Annotated in this window: 15 protein-coding genes; 7 read left to right on the top strand and 8 right to left on the bottom strand. The window is 58.7% G+C overall.

The annotated features are described in order from the left end of the window. Positions 1-177: 177 nt before the first annotated feature. The 5 genes from JOE65_RS05425 to JOE65_RS05405 form a co-directional block, all read right to left on the bottom strand. Positions 178-1,836: a thiamine pyrophosphate-binding protein gene (locus tag JOE65_RS05425; protein WP_205162265.1), complete on the bottom strand. Its 1,659-nt coding sequence runs from the start codon at positions 1,834-1,836 to the stop codon at positions 178-180. Between the two features lie 58 nt (positions 1,837-1,894). After that, complete coding sequence (locus tag JOE65_RS05420; RefSeq protein ID WP_205164033.1) at positions 1,895-2,668, bottom strand: cyclase family protein; 774 nt, start codon at positions 2,666-2,668, stop codon at positions 1,895-1,897. A 155-nt stretch (positions 2,669-2,823) separates the two neighbouring features. Then, entirely contained in the window at positions 2,824-3,276 is a 453-nt protein-coding gene (locus JOE65_RS05415) for an amino acid permease (protein ID WP_205162264.1), read from the bottom strand. A 276-nt stretch (positions 3,277-3,552) separates the two neighbouring features. Continuing rightward, positions 3,553-4,635, bottom strand: coding sequence for an IS630 family transposase (locus tag JOE65_RS05410; protein ID WP_205162263.1), 1,083 nt, complete (start codon positions 4,633-4,635; stop codon positions 3,553-3,555). Positions 4,636-4,780: 145 nt separating this feature from the next. Further along, complete coding sequence (locus tag JOE65_RS05405) at positions 4,781-6,139, bottom strand: aminotransferase class I/II-fold pyridoxal phosphate-dependent enzyme (RefSeq protein ID WP_205162262.1); 1,359 nt, start codon at positions 6,137-6,139, stop codon at positions 4,781-4,783. Between the two features lie 146 nt (positions 6,140-6,285). On the opposite strand from JOE65_RS05405, the gene JOE65_RS05400 reads away from it, so the two are divergent. Together JOE65_RS05400 and JOE65_RS05395 are read left to right on the top strand one after the other, a co-directional pair. Then, positions 6,286-7,524: a M20 metallopeptidase family protein gene (locus JOE65_RS05400; RefSeq protein ID WP_205162261.1), complete on the top strand. Its 1,239-nt coding sequence runs from the start codon at positions 6,286-6,288 to the stop codon at positions 7,522-7,524. 17 nt (positions 7,525-7,541) lie between these two features. After that, complete coding sequence (locus JOE65_RS05395; RefSeq protein ID WP_205162260.1) at positions 7,542-8,489, top strand: carbon-nitrogen hydrolase family protein; 948 nt, start codon at positions 7,542-7,544, stop codon at positions 8,487-8,489. Between the two features lie 21 nt (positions 8,490-8,510). Here JOE65_RS05395 and JOE65_RS05390 read toward each other — a convergent pair whose 3' ends face one another. Continuing rightward, positions 8,511-8,954, bottom strand: a complete 444-nt coding sequence (locus JOE65_RS05390; protein WP_338021550.1) for an ISAzo13-like element transposase-related protein — start codon at positions 8,952-8,954, stop codon at positions 8,511-8,513. A 296-nt stretch (positions 8,955-9,250) separates the two neighbouring features. Between JOE65_RS05390 and JOE65_RS05385 the strand changes: the two genes are divergently transcribed. From JOE65_RS05385 to JOE65_RS05365, 5 genes are read left to right on the top strand one after another with little or no spacing between them, the layout of a single operon-like run. Beyond that, the gene (locus JOE65_RS05385) at positions 9,251-10,225 is read left to right on the top strand and encodes a substrate-binding domain-containing protein (protein ID WP_205162258.1); all 975 of its coding nucleotides are present in this window, start codon (positions 9,251-9,253) and stop codon (positions 10,223-10,225) included. Next, the gene (locus tag JOE65_RS05380; protein WP_205162257.1) at positions 10,222-11,064 is read left to right on the top strand and encodes a nitrilase-related carbon-nitrogen hydrolase; all 843 of its coding nucleotides are present in this window, start codon (positions 10,222-10,224) and stop codon (positions 11,062-11,064) included. Before JOE65_RS05385 ends, JOE65_RS05380 begins: the two co-directional genes overlap by 4 nt. Positions 11,065-11,074: 10 nt before the next feature. Then, positions 11,075-12,004, top strand: a complete 930-nt coding sequence (locus JOE65_RS05375) for an ABC transporter substrate-binding protein (protein WP_205162256.1) — start codon at positions 11,075-11,077, stop codon at positions 12,002-12,004. A gap of 55 nt (positions 12,005-12,059) precedes the next feature. Next, positions 12,060-13,028 (top strand): amino acid ABC transporter permease, encoded by a 969-nt coding sequence (locus JOE65_RS05370; RefSeq protein WP_205162255.1) that lies wholly within the window; start codon positions 12,060-12,062, stop codon positions 13,026-13,028. A gap of 14 nt (positions 13,029-13,042) precedes the next feature. Further along, positions 13,043-13,831 carry an amino acid ABC transporter ATP-binding protein gene (locus JOE65_RS05365; protein ID WP_239536624.1) on the top strand — a complete coding sequence of 263 codons (789 nt, stop codon included), beginning with the start codon at positions 13,043-13,045 and terminating at the stop codon, positions 13,829-13,831. A 593-nt stretch (positions 13,832-14,424) separates the two neighbouring features. Here the strand turns inward: JOE65_RS05365 and JOE65_RS05360 are convergent. Both JOE65_RS05360 and JOE65_RS05355 read right to left on the bottom strand, forming a co-directional pair. Then, the gene (locus tag JOE65_RS05360) at positions 14,425-15,651 is read right to left on the bottom strand and encodes an IS110 family RNA-guided transposase (RefSeq protein ID WP_205162254.1); all 1,227 of its coding nucleotides are present in this window, start codon (positions 15,649-15,651) and stop codon (positions 14,425-14,427) included. Between the two features lie 392 nt (positions 15,652-16,043). Next, a complete protein-coding gene (locus tag JOE65_RS05355) occupies positions 16,044-18,776 on the bottom strand; it encodes a DUF3427 domain-containing protein (protein WP_205162253.1) in 2,733 nt (910 codons plus the stop codon). Positions 18,777-18,817 lie beyond the last annotated feature (41 nt).

Raw genomic sequence — 18,817 nt, 5'->3', positions numbered from 1 at the left:
TCTGACGCTCACGGGAGGCAGGCATGGTGGCATTTTCGCTGTTTCAGCCACTCCGACAGGACGCCTTGGGGCGCTGCGGAATGGCCCCAAGGGAGCATTCGCGATGGTCATCTCGGACCTATTAGGCATCAACGTTGAGGCGAACGCTCCTTTGGGAGCCGGTGACCGAGAATGACTCTAGTGGCCTCTAAATGCCTCGGCCAACCACCAGGAACCGCCGTCAGAAGCTATCTTGGCATCTATGACTAGCGGCCGGCTGGGTGCTGTAGAAAGCCACTCGCGTACGTGTTCCAGGTCTGCCACATCGCGAACTGTTATCCCATCGGCTCCGAAGCCACGTCCCAGTGCCGCGAAGTCGGTATCGGGAAATGACACTATGCCGAGATCATCCTGCGGCACGTCCTCCTCAAAGTGGTATACCTCAGCACCGTATGCGGCGTCGTTATAGACGATGCACACCAATGGCAGTCCCAGTCGGACTGCTGTATCGAGTTCCGCAATGGCCATATGGAATCCCCCGTCCCCGGTGCCTAACACCGGCAACCTATCCGGCCTTGCCAGTGCCGCTCCAATGGCGCTCGGAAGACCAAGCCCGATCGATTGGAAGGCCTGCGTAAAGCAGAAGCCGAACTCGTCAGGCACCGAAAGGAACTGACTTGGGTATCCCATGAAGTTGCCAGAATCCACGCTGACAATCCGTTCGGTCGGCAGCATCTCGTCCAGCTGCTTGGTAAGAACACGCGGATCGATATACCGACCGTCGGACAGGTCTTGGAAGCCAACTTGCTGCCAATGGATGGACTGACTAATGCGTTCGGCCACTGACGCATTACGGTAGCCCTCACGAGCTTGGCCGTTCTCCGTGGAGAGGGCCTCAAGGACGTCCGTTGCACACTGCGCCGAGTCCCCCACCACTCCCAAATCAATGGCCCGGTTGGCCCCGAGAGCCTGCACTTCAAGGTCAATCTGGACGACCTTGGTGTCTTGGCCGATCAAGCTCCCTTGGCGCATGGTCCACATGTTCAACGCGCAACCGAAACCTACAATCAAGTCCGCATCGGTGATCAATTCAGCGGCCAACGGCGAGCTGAAGCCACCAGAAATACCCAGGTCGAATTCGTCCTCGTTAAACAACCCCTTAGCCACAGCAGAAGTGGCAACCAGCGCGCCGGTATGGCGTGCTAGTGCCAAGATTTCTTCCTTGGCGCCGCGGCCGCCGCGGCCGGCAACAAATACCGGACGTTGTGCGCCTGCCAACAAGTTGGCCAGCGCTTCAACGGAACCGGGCGATGGCCGGATCGGTTCAACCGCGGCAACACCTAAAGGAGCGGCTTCCGGATCCTCAGTCACTTCCAGTCCCTGAATGTTCAGCGGTAAATTCAAAACCACAGTCCGGCGTTCGTTTGTTGCGCGGCGGTAGGCACGAATCGTATCCGCAATCGCGGATTCAGCCGAGTGCACACGCTCAGGCACAGCATAGACGGATGCGGCGAAACCATCCTGGTCCATAGCGAAGTTTGAGTACACGGCAGAAGGCGCAGCCTCGGCCGCAAGGACGATCATCGGGGTACGAGACTTTGCAGCCTCTCCAATGCCCGTCCCGGCATTGGTCAGTCCACAGCCCTGGTGAACCGAGACGAGCGCAACCTTGCCGCTGACGCGTGAGTATGCATCCGCCATGCTCGCCGCTCCGCCTTCGTGCCGGGCCGCAGTAAAGGGAACTCCGTTTTTCACGAGCGCGTTGGTGACGACAAAATTTCCGGACCCCACGACACCAAAGCAGTAACCAGCCCCAAGTGTGGCGAGCGTTTTCCCTACGATCTCCGCGACATTCATGAGTATTTCCTAACAGATTGTAGTTGCCTTGGGACGGGCTCCGCCCTCACTGCACGACCTACCTTGGGACTATGGCCAGCACCCGGGTGGGCGAGCCTGTGCCCCCGACAATGGGAAGTGGCGCTACAACGATCATCGCGCCATTTGCAGGCAGCTTGTCTAGATTTCTTAGCGAGGTTATTCCGTATTTATCGGCTCCCAGCAGGAAATAGTGCATCGGGAAAGGCGGGTCAAGCGTTGCGGCGTTGCCGGCGTCGATGCCCACGGTTTCCACCCCAATGCCGGAGATATCCAGTTCCTCGGCAATCCACTTGGCGCACGCAGCCGTGAAGCCAGGCGTATGAGAGCCCTCATCATCCAGATTCAAGAAGGCCTGTTTGTCGTGGGAGTACTTCTCCCACCCTGTACGAAAGAGCAACCACGAATTGGCCGGGAATTTTCCATGTTTTTCTTGCCAGGACGTCATGTGGTCCACGTCGATCAAGAAGTCCGGATCAGCGGTTGCTTCAGCGCTAAAGTCCAACACCACGACAGGCCCAACCAATCGGCCCAGATCCAGCTGCGAGACATCCTTGCCTTCGCGTCCACTGATCCAGTGGATAGGAGCATCAAGGTGCGTACCTACGTGCTCGCCCGTGTGGATGTTGTGATGCTTCCAGAACGGACCCGGCTCGTTGTAAGCAGAGACCTCCTCGATCCTGAAGTCAATGAGATTGACGAACGGTTCGGGCAACACCAAGGACGGGGTTTCGCGCGAAAGTGGAGCCGTCAAGTCAAGGACCTCGACCTCACCGGTGGAAAGCGACGCAAGAACTTCTTCTACAGAATTCATCAAATCTCCCATGACTCGAATGACAATCGAGGGTGATCCCTCGGAGTGAGTATCGATCAATGTTACGGTCGTCATATTTGTGCAATATTGGCTGAGGATACCACCTCTGCAACAGGTTGGGAAAAATGAACCGGATTGGGTCCTGTACCTTCGAATCAGTACTCGACGGTCCCAAACAAGCGGACGCTCGTCGCATTCACGCCGAGCAGCACACCGGCGAACAGCAGCACCCACACGAATGCGGGGACGCTGGGGAACCAGAACTTCATGTAAACCGAGATGGCTGTGACCTCGGTTCCGATGGCGCAGATGATCGCGAACCAGTAGGAGTACCGCACGGTGAACCCGGCCCAGGGGTTCATATAGCGTTGGGCGTAGGCGCCAAACGAACCAGTGGTCGGGTGGGCAACGGTCATCTCGGACAGACACCCCATCAGAATCAAGGCGATGACGGCACCGACCGCGTAGCTGATGATGACGCTCGGTCCCGCCAGGCCGATCGCGAGTCCGCTGCCCAGGAACAAGCCCGTACCGATCGCACCGCCGATGGCAATCATCGCCATTTGCCCGGTCGTCAGGCTCCGCTTGAGCCCCTTCTCCTGCTCCATGATGTCCTGCAGATGATTTGCTTTATCCGCTATCGGCTTGCTCCGGTTCTATTCGGCTGTTCCCGCATTGACCGACCATCGCATTTAATATTGCTTATTTTTGACGATCGCAAAGTGAACGCTATCGAAAGTGGCGGTCGCCGTCAATAGTCATCCGGCATCCGCCGCGGGAGGTGCACGCAGTCCGGCGCCGACGGCCCGAGGAACCAGTTTGGGCTCCGGCATCGGAGGGTAGTCACCCATCGAACGTGTCCACAACGTCCCAGGGACAAATACCTAGTGTTCCGTGTTAATTATTTGTTTCCGTTTCATCTTGCCCAGTAGATACTCCGCTGATTTGGTCCAGGTGAACGGCTTTGCGTCCTTGTTGTAGTTCTCGATGTAGCGTTCCATCGCGTCTTGGAGGTCGGCCACCGAGGAGAAGGTTCCTCGCTTGAGGCATTGGCGGGTGATGATCCCGAAGAAGATCTCCACCATGTTCAACCAGGAACAGCTGGTCGGGGTGAAGTGCATCGACACCCGCGGGTTCGCCGCCAACCAGTCCTTCACATTCTGGTGTTTGTGGGTGCCGTAATTATCGCAAATGACATGCAGTTCGACGTCCGGATGGGCGTCAGCGACCTGGTTCAGGAAGTCAACGAACTCGACGTTCGTACGCTTTTGGTAGAACGCATTGGCGCTGAGCTTGCCGGTCAGGACATCCAGGGCGGCGAACAAGGTGGTGGTGCCATTGCGCTTGTAATCGTGACTTTGCTGCAGCGGGTGTGTCGGGAACAACGGCTGCTCTGCCTGCGTGCGGGACAGGGCCTGAATCTGGGTCTTCTCATCGACGCTCACCACCACCGCGTTTTCCGGTGGGGACAGGTACAGACCGACCACGTCCCGCAGTTTGGCCTCCAACGCGGGGTCGGTGGGGAACTTAAATGTCTCGATCCGGTGCGGTTGGATTCTCCACCGGCGCCAGATCCGGCCGACGGAGGAAAAAGAAATTCCCTGGCGCTCGGCCATGATCCGGGCGGACCAATGCAAGATCCCCAGCTCCGCCGGCGGTTTGCCGTCGTTGGCCAGCGTGTCGGCAATGAGCGCGAGTTCGTCGATTTCCCGCGGCTTTCCCGGCCGCTGGACATCATTCAGGCCCTCGATCCCGATTTCTTCATAGCGTCTGCGCCATCGCCGGACCGTGGGATCGCTGAATCCAGTGACATCGCCGATCTGGACATTGGAAAGCCCGCCGGCAGCCAGCAACACCGTGCGTGCCCGCAAGGCTACCGAGGCACCAATGGACTTTCTGCGGGTCATTGATTCAAGGATTTCCCGGTCACCCTCACGCAACGGCAGGGGTTTTGCATGGTTGGCCATGCACCCAATTCTTCCAGTCAACCAAACCAGATGGAATTAGCGACACGCTACACTAGTGCGTTCGTCGCGGCCGTGGCGATGCAGAAAAGCGCGGGGCCCGGTTAAGACGCGCAATGAACTTCAGTCCTGCAGTCAGCCAGTAACGTTAACTCGCACGGGCCGCCATGGAGTAAAAGTCTGCAATTCGTTCCGGGTGCTCGAGCTCTCTGCCGATGCTAAGGCGGACCATTGGAGCGTGCGAGCGGACAGTGCTGCCCGCCCCGCCGAGAGCTGCTATGCCGTGTGAGGCAAGCACAAGCAGGGCCTGCTGCTCGCTGAGCACCGGTACCCAGAGGCTCAAGCCGTCGTTGCTGTGCGCGTCGATCCCGCGCTGCGCCAAGAGGTCGGTCATCATCTTACGGCGTTCGTCGTATTTGTGTCTTGCCTTGGCGATCTGGCTTTTTGTCTGAGGGTCTTCAAGCATCCAGGCAAGTGCATTCTGGAGCAGACGGCTGGTCCAGCCCGCGCCGAACTGACGGATGTCCCAAGCGCGCTTAATGGCGTCGGCGGATCCGCCGACTATCCCCAGACGAAGATCTGGCCCGTGGGACTTTGAATAGCTTCGCACGAGCACCGTCTGCCCTGGGTAGACAGGGCCAAGTCCGCAATATGGTGCAGACGCAAGCTCGCCGAGGCCGTCGTCTTCAATGATGAGCAGCTTGGGCTCGCGTAACACGGCGGCCAGCTGGTCGCGGCGTTCGGCACGGACTGAATCACCGGTGCGCGAGCTCACGCTAGGTTCATAGATAAATGCGACTGGCTGCATCCGCAGGGCCTGTTTCAGACTGTCCGGTCTCGGGCCATCGACATCCGTGGCCACGGGTAGGACGCGAGCTCCGACATGTTCGAGAATATCGAGGATCCGCGGCGCGGAGGGATCTGCTACCGCCACATAGTCCCCCGGCACGACGCAGGAGCTGAGCAGCAGGAGTAGCCCTTCATAGCCGCCGTTTACTGCCAGCCAGGCTTCCGGCGCCCAGGGCCATGAAGCTTCGGCGGCGCGCTGCAGTCGAGGGACTATACGGAGGCGTTCATAGTAATTTAGTTCCGGATCTTGCTGTGCCTGCTGCATTGCATAAACTGCATCGGGCAAAAGTGAGGGATCGGGCGCCGCAAGCGTCAAGTCCAGCACCCCGCCGTGCCAGTATTGGCGGATATTCTCGTACCTCGCTGGCGCTAACCGGGTAGGTTTATTCAGCACCCAAGTGCCTTGTCGGCCAGAGCCTTCAATAATTCGTTGTTTCCGGAGGATACTCCACGCCGCTGAAACCGTCGCTGGGCTGACGCCCAATCGGGCTGCCAACGCCCGGACCGTCGGCAAATAACTGCCCCCTTCAATGGCGCCGGATCGGATTAACCGGCTCAGCGTAGACGCGATTCCGCCTGCCGAGGCTTCAGTAAATTGCTCACACAGCCATGCTGCCGAAACTTGTGCCGGTTCCACGGCGTCGGTGGCAGAATTCACGAAGACCTCTTTTGTAGATTATGGTCAGTAACATTTATCAGTATTGTATTCTGAACGCAACTGAACGTAACCTCAATGGGGAGATCAGGGCAAAGTTTGCGCGGAGCTCCACTTCAGCTGACGGCCCACTTCAGAAGGAATGGTCAATGAAACCCGTGGCAACTATGCAGCAATCAATAGCAAGCAGTGCGAAGTCCGACCTAGTGGAACTGCGCCGAGAGCTGCACAAGGATCCCGAAGTTGGTCTCGACCTACCGAAGACCCAGGGAAGGGTTCTTGAGGCGCTGCGGGGACTTGATCTTGAAATCACCACAGGTCAGAATGCGACGTCGGTGGTTGCCATCCTACGCGGTGGCGCCGCATCTGCGGCTCGTGGGGGGCCACCAGTCGTGCTCCTGCGCGGAGACATGGATGCGCTTCCGATAGTTGAACAGACGGGGTTATCATTTGCATCCCGCAATGGGGCTATGCACGCATGCGGACACGACATGCACACGGCAGGCCTTGTCGGAGCCGCCAAAGTGCTTGCCGGAGTGCGGGAGCAGCTCGACGGTGACGTGATTTTTATGTTTCAGCCCGGCGAGGAAGGCCACAATGGCGCCCAGGTCATGATTGACGAGGGAGTGCTGGACGCAGCGGGCTCACGGCCTGTCGGTGCCTATGGCGTCCACATGGCATCTGACGCTCCCGCTGGATTGTTCACGACTCGAGCTGGGTCGTATATGGCTTCCTTCTGTCAGCTCGATGTGACCATCCACGGCCGCGGGGGACATGGCTCCAGGCCTTACCAGACCCTGGACCCTATCCAATTAGCCGCTGAACTCATCGGGTCGATGCAAACATTCATCACACGCCGGTTCAATGCGTTCGACCCCGTGGTGCTTACGGTGGGCTCTTTCCACGGTGGCAACACAGCCAATATTGTTCCGGACAACGCCGCCTTTCAGGCCGGAATCCGTTGTTTCAGCCCGGCGGCTGAGGACCAGCTGGAGAAGGACCTACCCCGGCTAATAGAGGGGATCGCGCAGGCTCACCAGCTGAGGGCGGAGGTTAAATTTGAGCGCAAGCTCCCTGCAACGATCAACAATGCCGAACATGCCGACTTCTGGGCAGCGACCGCCGGGAGCCTCTTTGGCGAGAACCGCTTTGAAACGCTCCCCCACCCCAAGGCTGGTTCCGAAGACTTCTCTCGGGTGCTAATGGAGGTGCCGGGCGCATACGGACACCTCGGTGCGGGGTCGCCGGATATCGACCCGAACGAATGGGCGCCACTGCACTCCGCCCGAGCGGTCTATGATGACCGCATCCTGCCGGACCATGCGCTCTTCCTGGCTACCCTCGCTCAGCGCCGGCTTCATCTTGCCGCTCAGACTCCGACTCACTGAAAGGAATCCCACTAAACATGACTACCGTTACCGTCGCTGCCATCCAGGCTGGCTCCGTGCTCTTCGACAAGTCGGCCACGCTGGCCAAGGCCGAGCGGCTGATTGGCGAAGCCGCATCGCAGGGTGCGGAGCTAGCCGTACTGCCCGAGGCCTTCTTCGGCGGCTACCCGAAAGGGATGGAGTTCGGCATTTCCGTGGGCTCCCGCACCGCCGAAGGTCGGAAGGAGTTCCGCCGCTATTGGGAAAGCGCCGTTGATGTTTCAGGGCCGGAAACTGAGAGATTGAGCGAACTTTCGGCTGAACACGGACTTCACCTAGTGGTAGGTGTCATCGAGCGCGACGGCGGAACACTCTACTGTTCGGCACTGTTCTTCACGCCTGCGGACGGTTTGGTGTCAACACACCGCAAACTCATGCCGACTGCCGCCGAGCGGTATTTGTGGGGGCAAGGAGACGGGTCCACGATGCCGGTGGTTGATGCCGGCTTCGGCACACTGGGAGCTGCGATCTGCTGGGAAAATTACATGCCGCTGTTCCGACAGGCGATGTATTCGAAAGGTGTGAACATTTGGTGCGCTCCCACCGTTGACGATCGAGACGCTTGGCATTCAACAATGACGCACGTGGCGTTAGAAGGCCGGTGTTTTGTTATCAGCGCTAACCAGTTCCTCACCCGTCATGATCTGCCCAACGATGTCCATCCCGTCCAAGGTGATGATCCAGAAACCGTCTTGATCAACGGTGGCAGCGTCATCGCCTCTCGGCTGGGCGAGGTCTTAGCCGGGCCGTTGCGCGGGCGCGAGGGTGTCCTGGTTGCCAAGTTGGATATGAACGAAATCGCAGAGGGAAAGTTCGATTTCGACTCAGTTGGTCATTACTCACGCCCGGACGTTTTTACCCTGCTGGTGGATGAGTCCAGCAAGGCTGGCGTACGGAAGTTCGCGCACGGGACGGCGAACAACTAAATCGGAGCGTTACGGTTTAGTTTACGGCAGCATGGCGTATTTCCATTCCGAGTGGAAGTCATTACATGTCATGCGCAGCGCCTCGCCGTCTTTGGCCGTGTACATGAGCCCAGCGGGGCACACTTCTGTGTCCAAGGCGGACTGAACCTCCGGGCCGATAGTTCTGGTAATCCGGACCAAGCCTGCGATGAGTTTGGTACGTTCGATTCGCCAGGCGCGGACGAGTTCCTTCTGTTTAGCTTTGACAGAGACCACCGGCTGACCTGTCGTCATGTGTTCGGCCACCTTCTCGGATAGCCCGGCGAACTGGGCACGACGGTCCTCGTGCTGGAATCCCTCGGTGACCTTGGCGCAGGCCTGAGGGCTGAAGCACATGTCCCAAGGCATCCGCGCCACCGTCCGGTCCGAGGCCCAGAGATCTACTCGTCGAGATCTGCGGTGACAGGGTTCCCTCGGGCGCCACACCGTGTATCGCCCTGTGGCCAACCCCGTTAACTGCTTGTCAGCAAAGTTCCACGACCGACTCGCATAGACGAACTCAGGGTTATTTTGCCCTCCGTCCTGGGCTGCAATTCTGCGTGCGCTTACGCGTTCCCAACAGAAATCTCAAATGGATGCCCAGGAACACCAATAATGACTTTTATGATCAGTAACAATAGAATGTATTGTAAATCACTGCCAGCTGAACATACTCTGGTTGAAACACAGATTCGACCACCATTGCGACGGCGCAACTGCATCGCCTCGAAAGGCACAGCCCTATGGACACCATCCGAATGGCAGCACGGCACTGGGATCATCTGAATCCCATTGCACTGCGCGACGTGACCGGAAGTGAGCCCTACACGCTCGATCGCCGCGACCTGACGCCAGATCTGTGGACCGAGACGGACTTGGATGTCGCCGAGACCTCATTCAGCCGGTATGTTCAGGCCCGGGCAGCAGGCGATGACCGTGTCATCGCTCTTCCTCTCTTCGTGATGCGGGGTTTCCGGCACCGCTGCATCATCACCCGCGCGGACAGCCCGCTGGACTCCGCCGAAGCGCTGTGCAGTAAAAGAATAGGTCTCACCGGGTGGGGTGACAGCGGCAACACCTGGACCCGAGCAGTACTGCGTGAAGCAGGCGTTGGCATTACAGAGGCCGAATGGCGCGTCGGCGCGCTGACCGCCGATCATCCGGTGATGGACCGAATAGGTTCCATCTCCGTGCCGGCCAATGTCGCTGCAACTGAGAATGACGAACCGATGATGGACATGCTCGAGCGCGGGGCACTCGACGCCGTCATGACCCCCTTTATGCCGCCGGCCTTCTACGAAATCGGCTCACCGTTCCGGCCGCTGTTCCGCGACTCGCAGCAGGCTGAAGCCGAGTACTTCGCCCGGGTGGGTTTTGTCCCCGGGATTCATCTGATCGGCGTCCGCGCCGAGTTGGCAGAAAATCCCGGTCAGCTGCAGGAGCTGATGGATCTGTTCTCCGCGTCAAAGGAAATCAGCGCTGCCCGTCGCAATAAGCTGCTGGACATCACTCCCTGGCATAACGAGGTCCTCGCAGCGACGACACGTATCTTCGGCCAGGACTGGATGCCTTACGGGTGGTCCGCCAACGCCCTGATGATTGACGCTTTCCAGACCGAGCTCGTCGAGCAGGGCATCGTCACATCTCGGCTGGAGGCAAGTGACCTCTTCCCGTATCAGCTTGAGCCCTCCCAACCACTAGAGAAAGTTTCCGCATGACCGAATTAAAAGTAGCCGCAGCGCAGTTCGCTGTAAATGCGCAGTGGGAAGAGAACGTTGCGACGATCCTTCCGTTGGTTGAGAAGGCAGAAGCAGACCACGTGGATGTTCTGGTGCTTCCAGAGGGTGTTCTTGCCCGGTTTATGGGTGAGAAGGAACTGATCCGCGAGGCCGCTCAACCGCTGGACGGCCCGTTCATCAGCGAACTCCGTGCCGCGACCGTTGGTCGAGATGTCACGGTTGTCCTTGGCATCCACGAGTGCTCCGACACCGCTCGGCCCTACAACACACTGGTTGCACTGCGCGGCGGCAAAATCGTCCACGTGTACCGCAAGCTGCACTTGTACGATGCGTTTAACGGGTCGGAATCCGATAATGTTCTGGCCGACGATGTGATTCCGGAGCTCCTGGACGTTAGCGGCTTCAAACTCGGGCTCATGACCTGCTATGACGTGCGGTTCCCTGAGTTGGCGCGTTTGCTGACGCTGCGCGGTGCGGACGCAATCCTCCTGCCGACCGCTTGGGCGAAGGGCCCGTCGAAGGAATTTCACTGGAGCACCCTGGTCAGCGCCCGGGCGTTGGACAACACCGTGTATATGGTCGCGTCCGGTGAAGCCGGGGCAAGCTGCATTGGCCGCAGCATGATCGTGGACCCACTGGGCATGCCTATTTCCCAAGCACTGGAAGGCCCGGAGACCATTTATGCCACGTTGACCAAGGCACGGCTTGATCAGGCACGAAAGCACCTTCCGGTGCTAGAGCATCGACGATTCGAGATCGATCCAACCCCTCGAACGCCGGGCCCAGTAACCTACCCCGAACTCACCACCACCCGATAAGAGGAATCCTATGAAGAAGCTACACACTCTGTCCGCTGCGACGATGATGATCGCGGCTCTCGGTCTCACCGGCTGCACCGTTGAACCAGAAAGCGCCAGCTCAGAGGCACCGTCCGACGGCGCGCAAGCCGAGTCGGAGATTGTTTTGGAGACCAACCAGGAACTGCACGACGCGCTGCCGGAAGACATTAAGGACGCCGGAACTATCGTTGCCGTCAACAGCGGTTCCTTCCCCCCTTACACCGTGATTGACTCCAACAACGAGCTGAGCGGCGCCACGGCCGAGGTCGGCGAAGCAATTGGTCAGATCCTGGGAGTCGAAATCGAGCACAACACGGTCGACGGCCTCGCGAGTGTGCTCGCCGGTATGGACGCGGGACGTTTCGACCTCGACCTCGGACCGGTCGGCGACTACGAAGAGCGACACGCTCAGGCAACCTTTATTGACTGGGTGCAGGAGTACGTAGTCTTCGCCGTCGAAAAGGGAAACCCGGAATCAATTACCGGACTTGAAAGCGTCTGCGGCACCAGCATTGCCGTGCAGGCCGGCGGATCCGCAGAGCGAGTCATCAAAGAGCAGTCAGATAAGTGTGTAGAGGAAGGTAAAGAGCCGGTCGACGTGCAGTCTTACAAGGACCAGCCCAGTTCGGTCCTAGCGGTTCAGTCCAGCCGTGCTGATGCCTTCTTCTCCTCTCAGGCACCGCTGACCTACTTCGTTGAGCAGTCCGATGGTGCGCTGGAACTCGCCGGTACCGGTAAGTCCAACGGTTTCGATGACATCCTGCAAGGCGCATTGGTTCCCAAGGGATCCCCATTGGAAGACACTATGCTCGAAGCCTTCAAGATCCTGTTTGACTCCGGCAGGTACGAAGAGATCATGACCGAATACGGCCTTGAGGGCAACATGATTGAGGCGCCCGGATTGAACATGGGCTCCTAACGTGTCCGTGAGCTCAGAAACCAAAAGGGTCGAAAGCGGCTCGAAGGGACCAGCAATGAATGAAGAGCGTTTAGACGTCACCAACGCTTCGCGCCGAAAGCACCCGTGGCGCCTGCTTGCTGTGCTCGTCGTTGCAGTGCTGATCGCGCAACTGATCCAGCTGTTCGTGACCAACGAACGGTTTGGCTGGCCGGTTGTGGCAACCTACCTGTTCTCCAAGCAAGTTGTCGGAGCACTCGGCATCACGCTGTGGCTGACGGTGATTGCGATGCTGCTCGGCATCGTGCTCGGGGTGCTGCTGGCGATCTGCCGTATCTCTAGAAACCCTGTCCTGAAGGGTGCGGCGGGCGCCTATATCTGGTTCTTTCGCGGCACCCCGCTGCTGGTGCAGTTGATTTTCTTCTACAACCTGTCAGCGCTGATTCCGCAGCTCTCCATTGGCATTCCCTTTGGGCCGGAGTTTTTCTCCGTCGAAACGAACACGGTAATCACGCCGATGTTGGTGGCCATCCTTGGCCTGGGTTTGCACGAAGCCGCATATATGGCCGAGATCGTGCGTGGCGGGCTGCTGTCGGTTGATACAGGTCAGAAAGAAGCCGGCCAGTCTCTCGGGATGACCGGTGCTCGGGCGATGAGACGGATTATCTTGCCCCAAGCCATGCGGTTCATTATCCCGCCGACGGGCAACCAAGTCATCAGCATGGTCAAGGCGACGTCGCTGGTCAGCGTCATCGCCATGGCGGACCTGTTCTACACGGTGCAGTCGATCTACAACCGGAACTTCGAGACCATTCCGCTGCTGCTGGTGGCCTCGATCTGGTACCTGATCATCACCTCGATCTTGAACATCGGTCAGTCCTTCATCGAGAACCACTACGCACGTGGCGCCAAGAAGGAGCCGAACAACTTCTGGAAGTTCCTGGTGGGCACCAAATCGCGTCGCGATCCCAACTCGGCAGGGGCGCAGACTATGCAGTCGGCTGGTTCTGACACTCCGGTAAACGATCTTGGGGAGAAACTATGAGCCAGAAGGTGACGATGAACGAGAACAGAAAGAGCAACACCGGCACCGCGCTGTTGCAGGCACAGGGAGTGCGGAAGAGCTTTGGGCATACCGAGGTGCTTTCCGGTATCGATCTGGAAGTTAGCCAGGGAGAGACTGTTGTCATCCTAGGACCGTCCGGTTCGGGTAAGTCGACCTTCCTACGGTGCATCAACCTCCTGGAGGATCTGAACGGCGGCCGCGTGCTAGTCGACGGAGCCGATGTTGGCTTCGAGATCCGTAATGGGCGTCTGCACGAGCTGGCAGGGAACCAGATTGCGCAGCGCCGGGCCGACATCGGCATGGTGTTCCAGCAGTTCAACCTGTTCGCGCATATGACGGTCCTGCAGAACATCATTGAGGCCCCAGTGGGCGTCAAGCGAGAGCCGCGCAAGAAGGCCATCGCGCACGCGAAGGAACTGCTGGCCCGGGTTGATCTTGCAGGCCGGGAAGGCGCCTATCCTCGCGAGCTTTCCGGCGGGCAGCAGCAGCGTGTGGCTATTGCCCGCGCGCTGGCCATGCGGCCGAAGCTGATGCTCTTCGATGAGCCAACGTCAGCGCTGGACCCCGAGCTGGTCGGTGAGGTGCTCTCCACGATGCGTAAGCTGGCGTCCGAGGGGCTAACGATGGTCGTGGTTACGCACGAGATCAGCTTTGCCCGTGAAGCGGCCGACCGCGTGGTGTTCATGGACGGCGGCGTGGTCGTTGAAGAAGGTCCGCCGGAACAGGTGCTCGGTAACCCGCGAGAAGAACGAACCCGCTCATTCTTGTCCCGCTTCCTGTAACTAGGGATACAAACCTCGAGGGCCCCAGCGACATACTTTTCGCTGGGGCCCTCGAGGTTTGTAAGACTCCACCACGTAGAGTCGAAAACACGCCGCTCGGTGCGGTGATTGATGCTCCTATTGTTGTCAGTGGGAGTTAGAAAGTCTCGGAACGTTCCTCCGCCAGAGACACCGGAGCCAGCGGCGAACCCCGGCAGTAGTAGGCATCGAAGGCGGTGATGCTGGTGCGTCGTGGTCGGGAACATCAGAAGGATTGAGCTCCGTCCAACGACTAGCCTGGCTGCACTCTTCCCCCTAGGTCAGGCCGCACGCTTCGGTAAACCACCAACCAACCCTCAACCAAAGTTATACGCGGCGGAAAATGCGGGGCCCTATCAAGCAGCTAGACGATAGTTAATTGGTTCTCTGCGCTCCACCGTTTCCAGTATCGGTGCCGTGTCAGTCCGTCGACGGATCCGTTGGGGGTGCCCCTATCTGGTTCGTCAAGTTATTTGGTCGGGTTTTTGAATATTCTTTGGATCGGTCTGGGGCATGTCGATATGGTCCGGGTCGTGTGGTTTGAACCGGAGAGCTGCGGGGTTACCGGGGTGGTTTTAGGCTGCTTGGGTCTGCGGTCTCTGGTATATGGTCCCGTCGCGTAGCATCGCGAATAGGACATTGCAGCGGCGTCTGGCGAGGGCGATAACGGCTTGGTTGTGTCTCTTGCCTTCGGCGCGTTTGCGGTCGTAATAGGCCCGACAGACAGGATCTTTCAGGGACGCGAATGCCGAGAGGAACAGTGCGCGTTTCAGGATTTTGTTGCCCTTGCGCGAGGAATGATCTCCGCGGATCGAGGTCCCCGATCTCCACGTGACTGGGGCCAGCCCGGCATAGGAACCCAAGTGCCCGGCGGTCTTGAAGTCCTTGCCGGTGACCTCGGTGAGGATCCTGGCTTCTGTCCTGAGGCCGACCGCCGGTAGAGACGTCAGGAGGATGTGAAGAGGGTGTGCCTCCACGATGGCTTCGACGCGTTCCAGGACTTCGGCGCGGGCAGTGCGGGCCTGGGCGAGCATCCGGGCCAACTGCGGCAGGACGACGCCAGCGGCGCCGGTGCCTGAGACAACGACGCTCTGCTCGTCAAGGGCTGCGAATATCTCGGCGGCCCAACGTTTGCCAGCCCGTGGGGCATGCTTGCGCAGCAGGGTTTCAACCCTCGTGTGGCCGGCCCTGCGCAAAGCTGCCGGGGTCGGGTATTTGGCCAGCAGCTCCGGCATTGCCTGACGGTTCAGGTGCGCACCGATGACCCGCTCCAGGGCTGGATGGATTTGGGTGAGCAGGCCTCGGATCCGATTGGAAGCGGCGGTGGCCTGCTTAGCCAGATCATCATCGAATCCGCAAAGCATCGACAGCTCGACTACCTGCTCATCAGCAACTTCCACTGAGCGCAGCGTATGGGGCATGGTGCGTGCTGCTTCGGCGATTATGTACGCATCGCGAGCGTCGGTTTTCGCTTCACCGGGGTGTAAGTCAGCAATACGGCGCATCGCTAGTCCAGGAAGGTATCCGCCCAAGATTCCTTCAGCCTGGGCAACGGCGACCGGCAGTGCACCGATGGTCGCCGGCTGATCCACCACGAGCAGCACACGCCCGTGCCCGGTCAGGGAGGCGATAATTTCCTTGAGTTTGGCCTCATCCTGCGGTAGGGCCTTATCCAGAAGTTTCTTCCCGGCCCGATCCAGGGCAACGGCGTGGTGGTCGCTCTTGCCAACGTCAACACCGATGAAAACATCGATGAGTTCATGTTCTTTAATCAATGCCAAACCTCCAAAAGCCTTGGTCATGCCAACGGATATAACGGTGCTGGCATGTCCTGCGGCTCCAAGGCTCGGCATCCACGTTACGGCCGATCTCGACAGTGGTTCCCGCCCTCATCCGGCCCCTATTAGCGATATCCCTGGCGCCTATCGATTCCCGGTGACAGCACCCCCCGGATCATCAATGACAGGGGGAATAAATCATGCCGGGGTCGACAGGCCAGCAACCCCAATTCTTGCTCATTCAGGGGCTACTAAAAAGGTAACGGGGGGGGCCGTTCATGATTGAAGATCTCTTTCCATTCGCGGGCTCAGTATTGTGCTTCGGCCGTGCTGCCCATAGTCACTCCCGCGGGTTACTCGAGTGGAATGACTCTGCGAACCTGTTCTGCCACGGCGACTTGCGCAGAGCCCCTTATTCACCGTGCTAACGCGGCCGCCTCAGCGAAGAGATCGGCCGGCATCGCCCGGTGGAGCTTCCACGTAATTGCGATTGGCTTCTCCCCCGAATGCTGCACGTAGTCAGCTGGGCCGAGGCAGGTATACGGGACGGTCAAACCGGTCTCGTCTTCAGCGGTTGGGCGCGTAAAGAGCAACACGTGGGAGCCTTGGCTCCCACGGTCCAGATACCGTCTACCGACAGGACTCGACGTGGAGGTTGAATTTTGCGACTCCCAGTGAAAAAGCTCCGGACTGATTGCGTAGTCCTTGTACATAGTTGTCGCAGTGTGATTCTTGTCGTTCTTGTTGAGTGTGACGAAGAAAGCGTCCGTGGCAGTCCGAGGGCACCAAGCTACACCCTCACGATGTTGCGCGTTGGCACCCAACTCAAACGACCCGAAACTCAGAGCTGCGAGAATCTCCTCGCGTCGGTAAGTCGCATGCGAGAGCAGAGGTATGTGCTGAAGACCGAGACCCAAACTTTTGCCTGCATGACGCGACGCTGCCACGCCGAGCTTGACCAACTGCGTAATCTCGCCACAGACGAAGCGATATTTTCTAAGCTGGTTCAACCCGTCATCATAGGATGCGAATGTCTTACCGTCGTCCCATAGGGTGTAGAACAGCATCTTGGCGAACACCTGCTCGCGGGGAGCCAACTCGTCGTACGGCGGACAAGACGGCGAGACGAGCTTTGAATATGCCTCCGCACGCTCCGGGTCATCTACCTGTAAAAGTCGCACCATCCGTCCAAGCAGTTTTTGCTCCTCCGCCGTTGAGAGCTCGCCGATTCGCTGCCCGATTGCCATCTCGGCAACTGATTCAACGAGGCCAGCTTGGCGTAGATGCCCGGTCCAGGAATCCTTCGTCGAGCGGTAGACGCTCTTGAGTTCGCTGCCTGACTTCTCGAGGTAGATGGATAGATCTGTCTCGCCATACGACGCGATATCCCGGACGAGCTGCGCCCGATTGAAGCGGAGCTGCGCTTTGATGTTGTCCAGCACTACCTTCTGTGCCACGCGGTCCAGAACTATCTGCGAGCCCGAGGGCAGGAATGGAAATTCATCCTCGACCGCCCTCTCGAGTTTCTTCCGTCCATACCCGGTAAGAGCGCGATACCTCAGGTCAAAGCGAAACTCACGTCGCTGTTGGCCAATAAAGTCCATGACAGTCAGGACCGATTTTCCTTCCGCCCGTCGCAGCCCTCGACCAAGCTGCTGAAGAAAAATGGTCGCACTTTGAGTCGGCCGAAGCATGAGTACCGTGTCGACCTGTGGCAGGTCCAGCCCTTCGTTGAACAGGTCCACGGTGAAAATGCAATTAATCTGTCCATCGCGTAGCCGTGCCAGTGCCGTAGCGCGTTCGTCGTCATTGGTACTGCCATCAATCGCTACGGACGCAATCCCAGCTCGGTTGAACACCTCGGCCATGTAGTGAGCGTGCTGCACGGACACACAGAATCCCAGTGCACGCATGTGTTGGGTGCTGGTGACCTTGTCTCGAAGCTCGCGAATCACCTTCGACGCTCGCGCATCATTGCCGGTGTATAGCCGGTCGAGCTGCGCCGTGTCGTAATTACCGCGGTTCCACTCCAACTGGCTCAAGTCGACGTCATCCGACACCCCGAAGTAGTGGAATGGCACCAAAAGATCTGCTTCAAGGGCGTCCCATAGTCGAAGCTCGCTAGCAGTGCGTCCGTCGAAGAATTGTTTAGCGACGTCGACGCCGTCGCCACGCTCAGGCGTTGCCGTGAGACCAAGAAATTGCTGCGGCTGAAAGTGGTCGAGCACCTGCCGATAGGTGGGCGCCATAGCGTGGTGAAATTCATCGATGACTACGATGTCGAAGTAGCCCGGTTCGAACTGCTCCACACCCAACCCTGCCAGGGACTGCACCGAGGCGAAAAGGTGTTTCCACTGCTGGGGTTTATGCTCACCAACGTACAGCTCACCAAAGGCCCCATCCTGCATCACGTCACGGTAGGTTCGCATTGATTGCTTCAGAATTTCTTGGCGGTGAGCCACGAACAGGAGCTTCAAGTCACGGCCAGCTGACTCGGCAAGCCGCTTATAGTCCAAGGCGGCAATAACTGTCTTTCCTGTCCCTGTAGCTGCTACCACCAGATTTCGGTTGAAGCCTTTAATTCGCTCCGCTTCCAAATCTTCGAGCATTTCCTCTTGGTGAAGGTACGGCTGAACTTCTAGCCCGGTTGCCGCGTCTGACATCTTTGTGCGGCGGCCTCCGTTTCGTTCTAGGGCCGCGTCGAGCTTCTCGCCATCGCGTTCTGGATCGTAGCTTTGGAATGCTCGCTGCTCCCAGTAGCTGTCAAACGTTATCTCGAACTTTTTCAGCAGTGCGGGTGTTCCGACCGAGCTGAGCCTTACGTTCCATTCCAACCCATCCAGAAGTGCCGCCTGGCTGAGATTGGAACTTCCCACATAGGCGGTGTCGAATCCAGAGTTCCGGCGGAAGAGCCAGGCCTTGGCATGCAGACGGGTGGCTTGCGACTCGTAGCTGATTTTCACGTCAGCGTGATACCTCGTGACCAGCTCGTCGATGGCGCGGCGTTCTGTTGCACCCATATAGGTCGTGGTGATTACCCGCAGATGCACTCCCCTGTCATGAAGCTGGTCAAGCGCGGGCTGGAGGAGCCGGAGCCCAGTCCAACGCACGAATGCACAGAGGAGGTCGACCCTGTTTGCTGATCCCATCTCGATGCGCAGTTCGGCAGCGAGATTGGGATCGTCCTTAC

Origin of the sequence: Arthrobacter roseus (assembly GCF_016907875.1) — a bacterium.
Taxonomy (GTDB): Bacteria; Actinomycetota; Actinomycetes; order Actinomycetales; family Micrococcaceae; genus Arthrobacter_J; species Arthrobacter_J roseus.
Note: the sequence above shows the minus strand (reverse complement) of the source record. Positions and strands in the feature narration are given on the sequence as shown.

Coding starts and splice junctions, on each gene's coding strand:
- JOE65_RS05415 (WP_205162264.1), bottom strand. CDS start 3,276: ATGGAGCAGGAGAAGGGGCTCAAGCGGAGCCTGACGACCGGGCAAATG.
- JOE65_RS05410 (WP_205162263.1), bottom strand. CDS start 4,635: ATGGCCAACCATGCAAAACCCCTGCCGTTGCGTGAGGGTGACCGGGAA.
- JOE65_RS05370 (WP_205162255.1), top strand. CDS start 12,060: ATGAATGAAGAGCGTTTAGACGTCACCAACGCTTCGCGCCGAAAGCAC.
- JOE65_RS05395 (WP_205162260.1), top strand. CDS start 7,542: ATGACTACCGTTACCGTCGCTGCCATCCAGGCTGGCTCCGTGCTCTTC.
- JOE65_RS05380 (WP_205162257.1), top strand. CDS start 10,222: ATGACCGAATTAAAAGTAGCCGCAGCGCAGTTCGCTGTAAATGCGCAG.
- JOE65_RS05385 (WP_205162258.1), top strand. CDS start 9,251: ATGGACACCATCCGAATGGCAGCACGGCACTGGGATCATCTGAATCCC.
- JOE65_RS05425 (WP_205162265.1), bottom strand. CDS start 1,836: ATGAATGTCGCGGAGATCGTAGGGAAAACGCTCGCCACACTTGGGGCT.
- JOE65_RS05360 (WP_205162254.1), bottom strand. CDS start 15,651: ATGACCAAGGCTTTTGGAGGTTTGGCATTGATTAAAGAACATGAACTC.
- JOE65_RS05365 (WP_239536624.1), top strand. CDS start 13,043: ATGAACGAGAACAGAAAGAGCAACACCGGCACCGCGCTGTTGCAGGCA.
- JOE65_RS05420 (WP_205164033.1), bottom strand. CDS start 2,668: ATGAATTCTGTAGAAGAAGTTCTTGCGTCGCTTTCCACCGGTGAGGTC.
- JOE65_RS05375 (WP_205162256.1), top strand. CDS start 11,075: ATGAAGAAGCTACACACTCTGTCCGCTGCGACGATGATGATCGCGGCT.
- JOE65_RS05400 (WP_205162261.1), top strand. CDS start 6,286: ATGAAACCCGTGGCAACTATGCAGCAATCAATAGCAAGCAGTGCGAAG.
- JOE65_RS05355 (WP_205162253.1), bottom strand. CDS start 18,776: ATGGGATCAGCAAACAGGGTCGACCTCCTCTGTGCATTCGTGCGTTGG.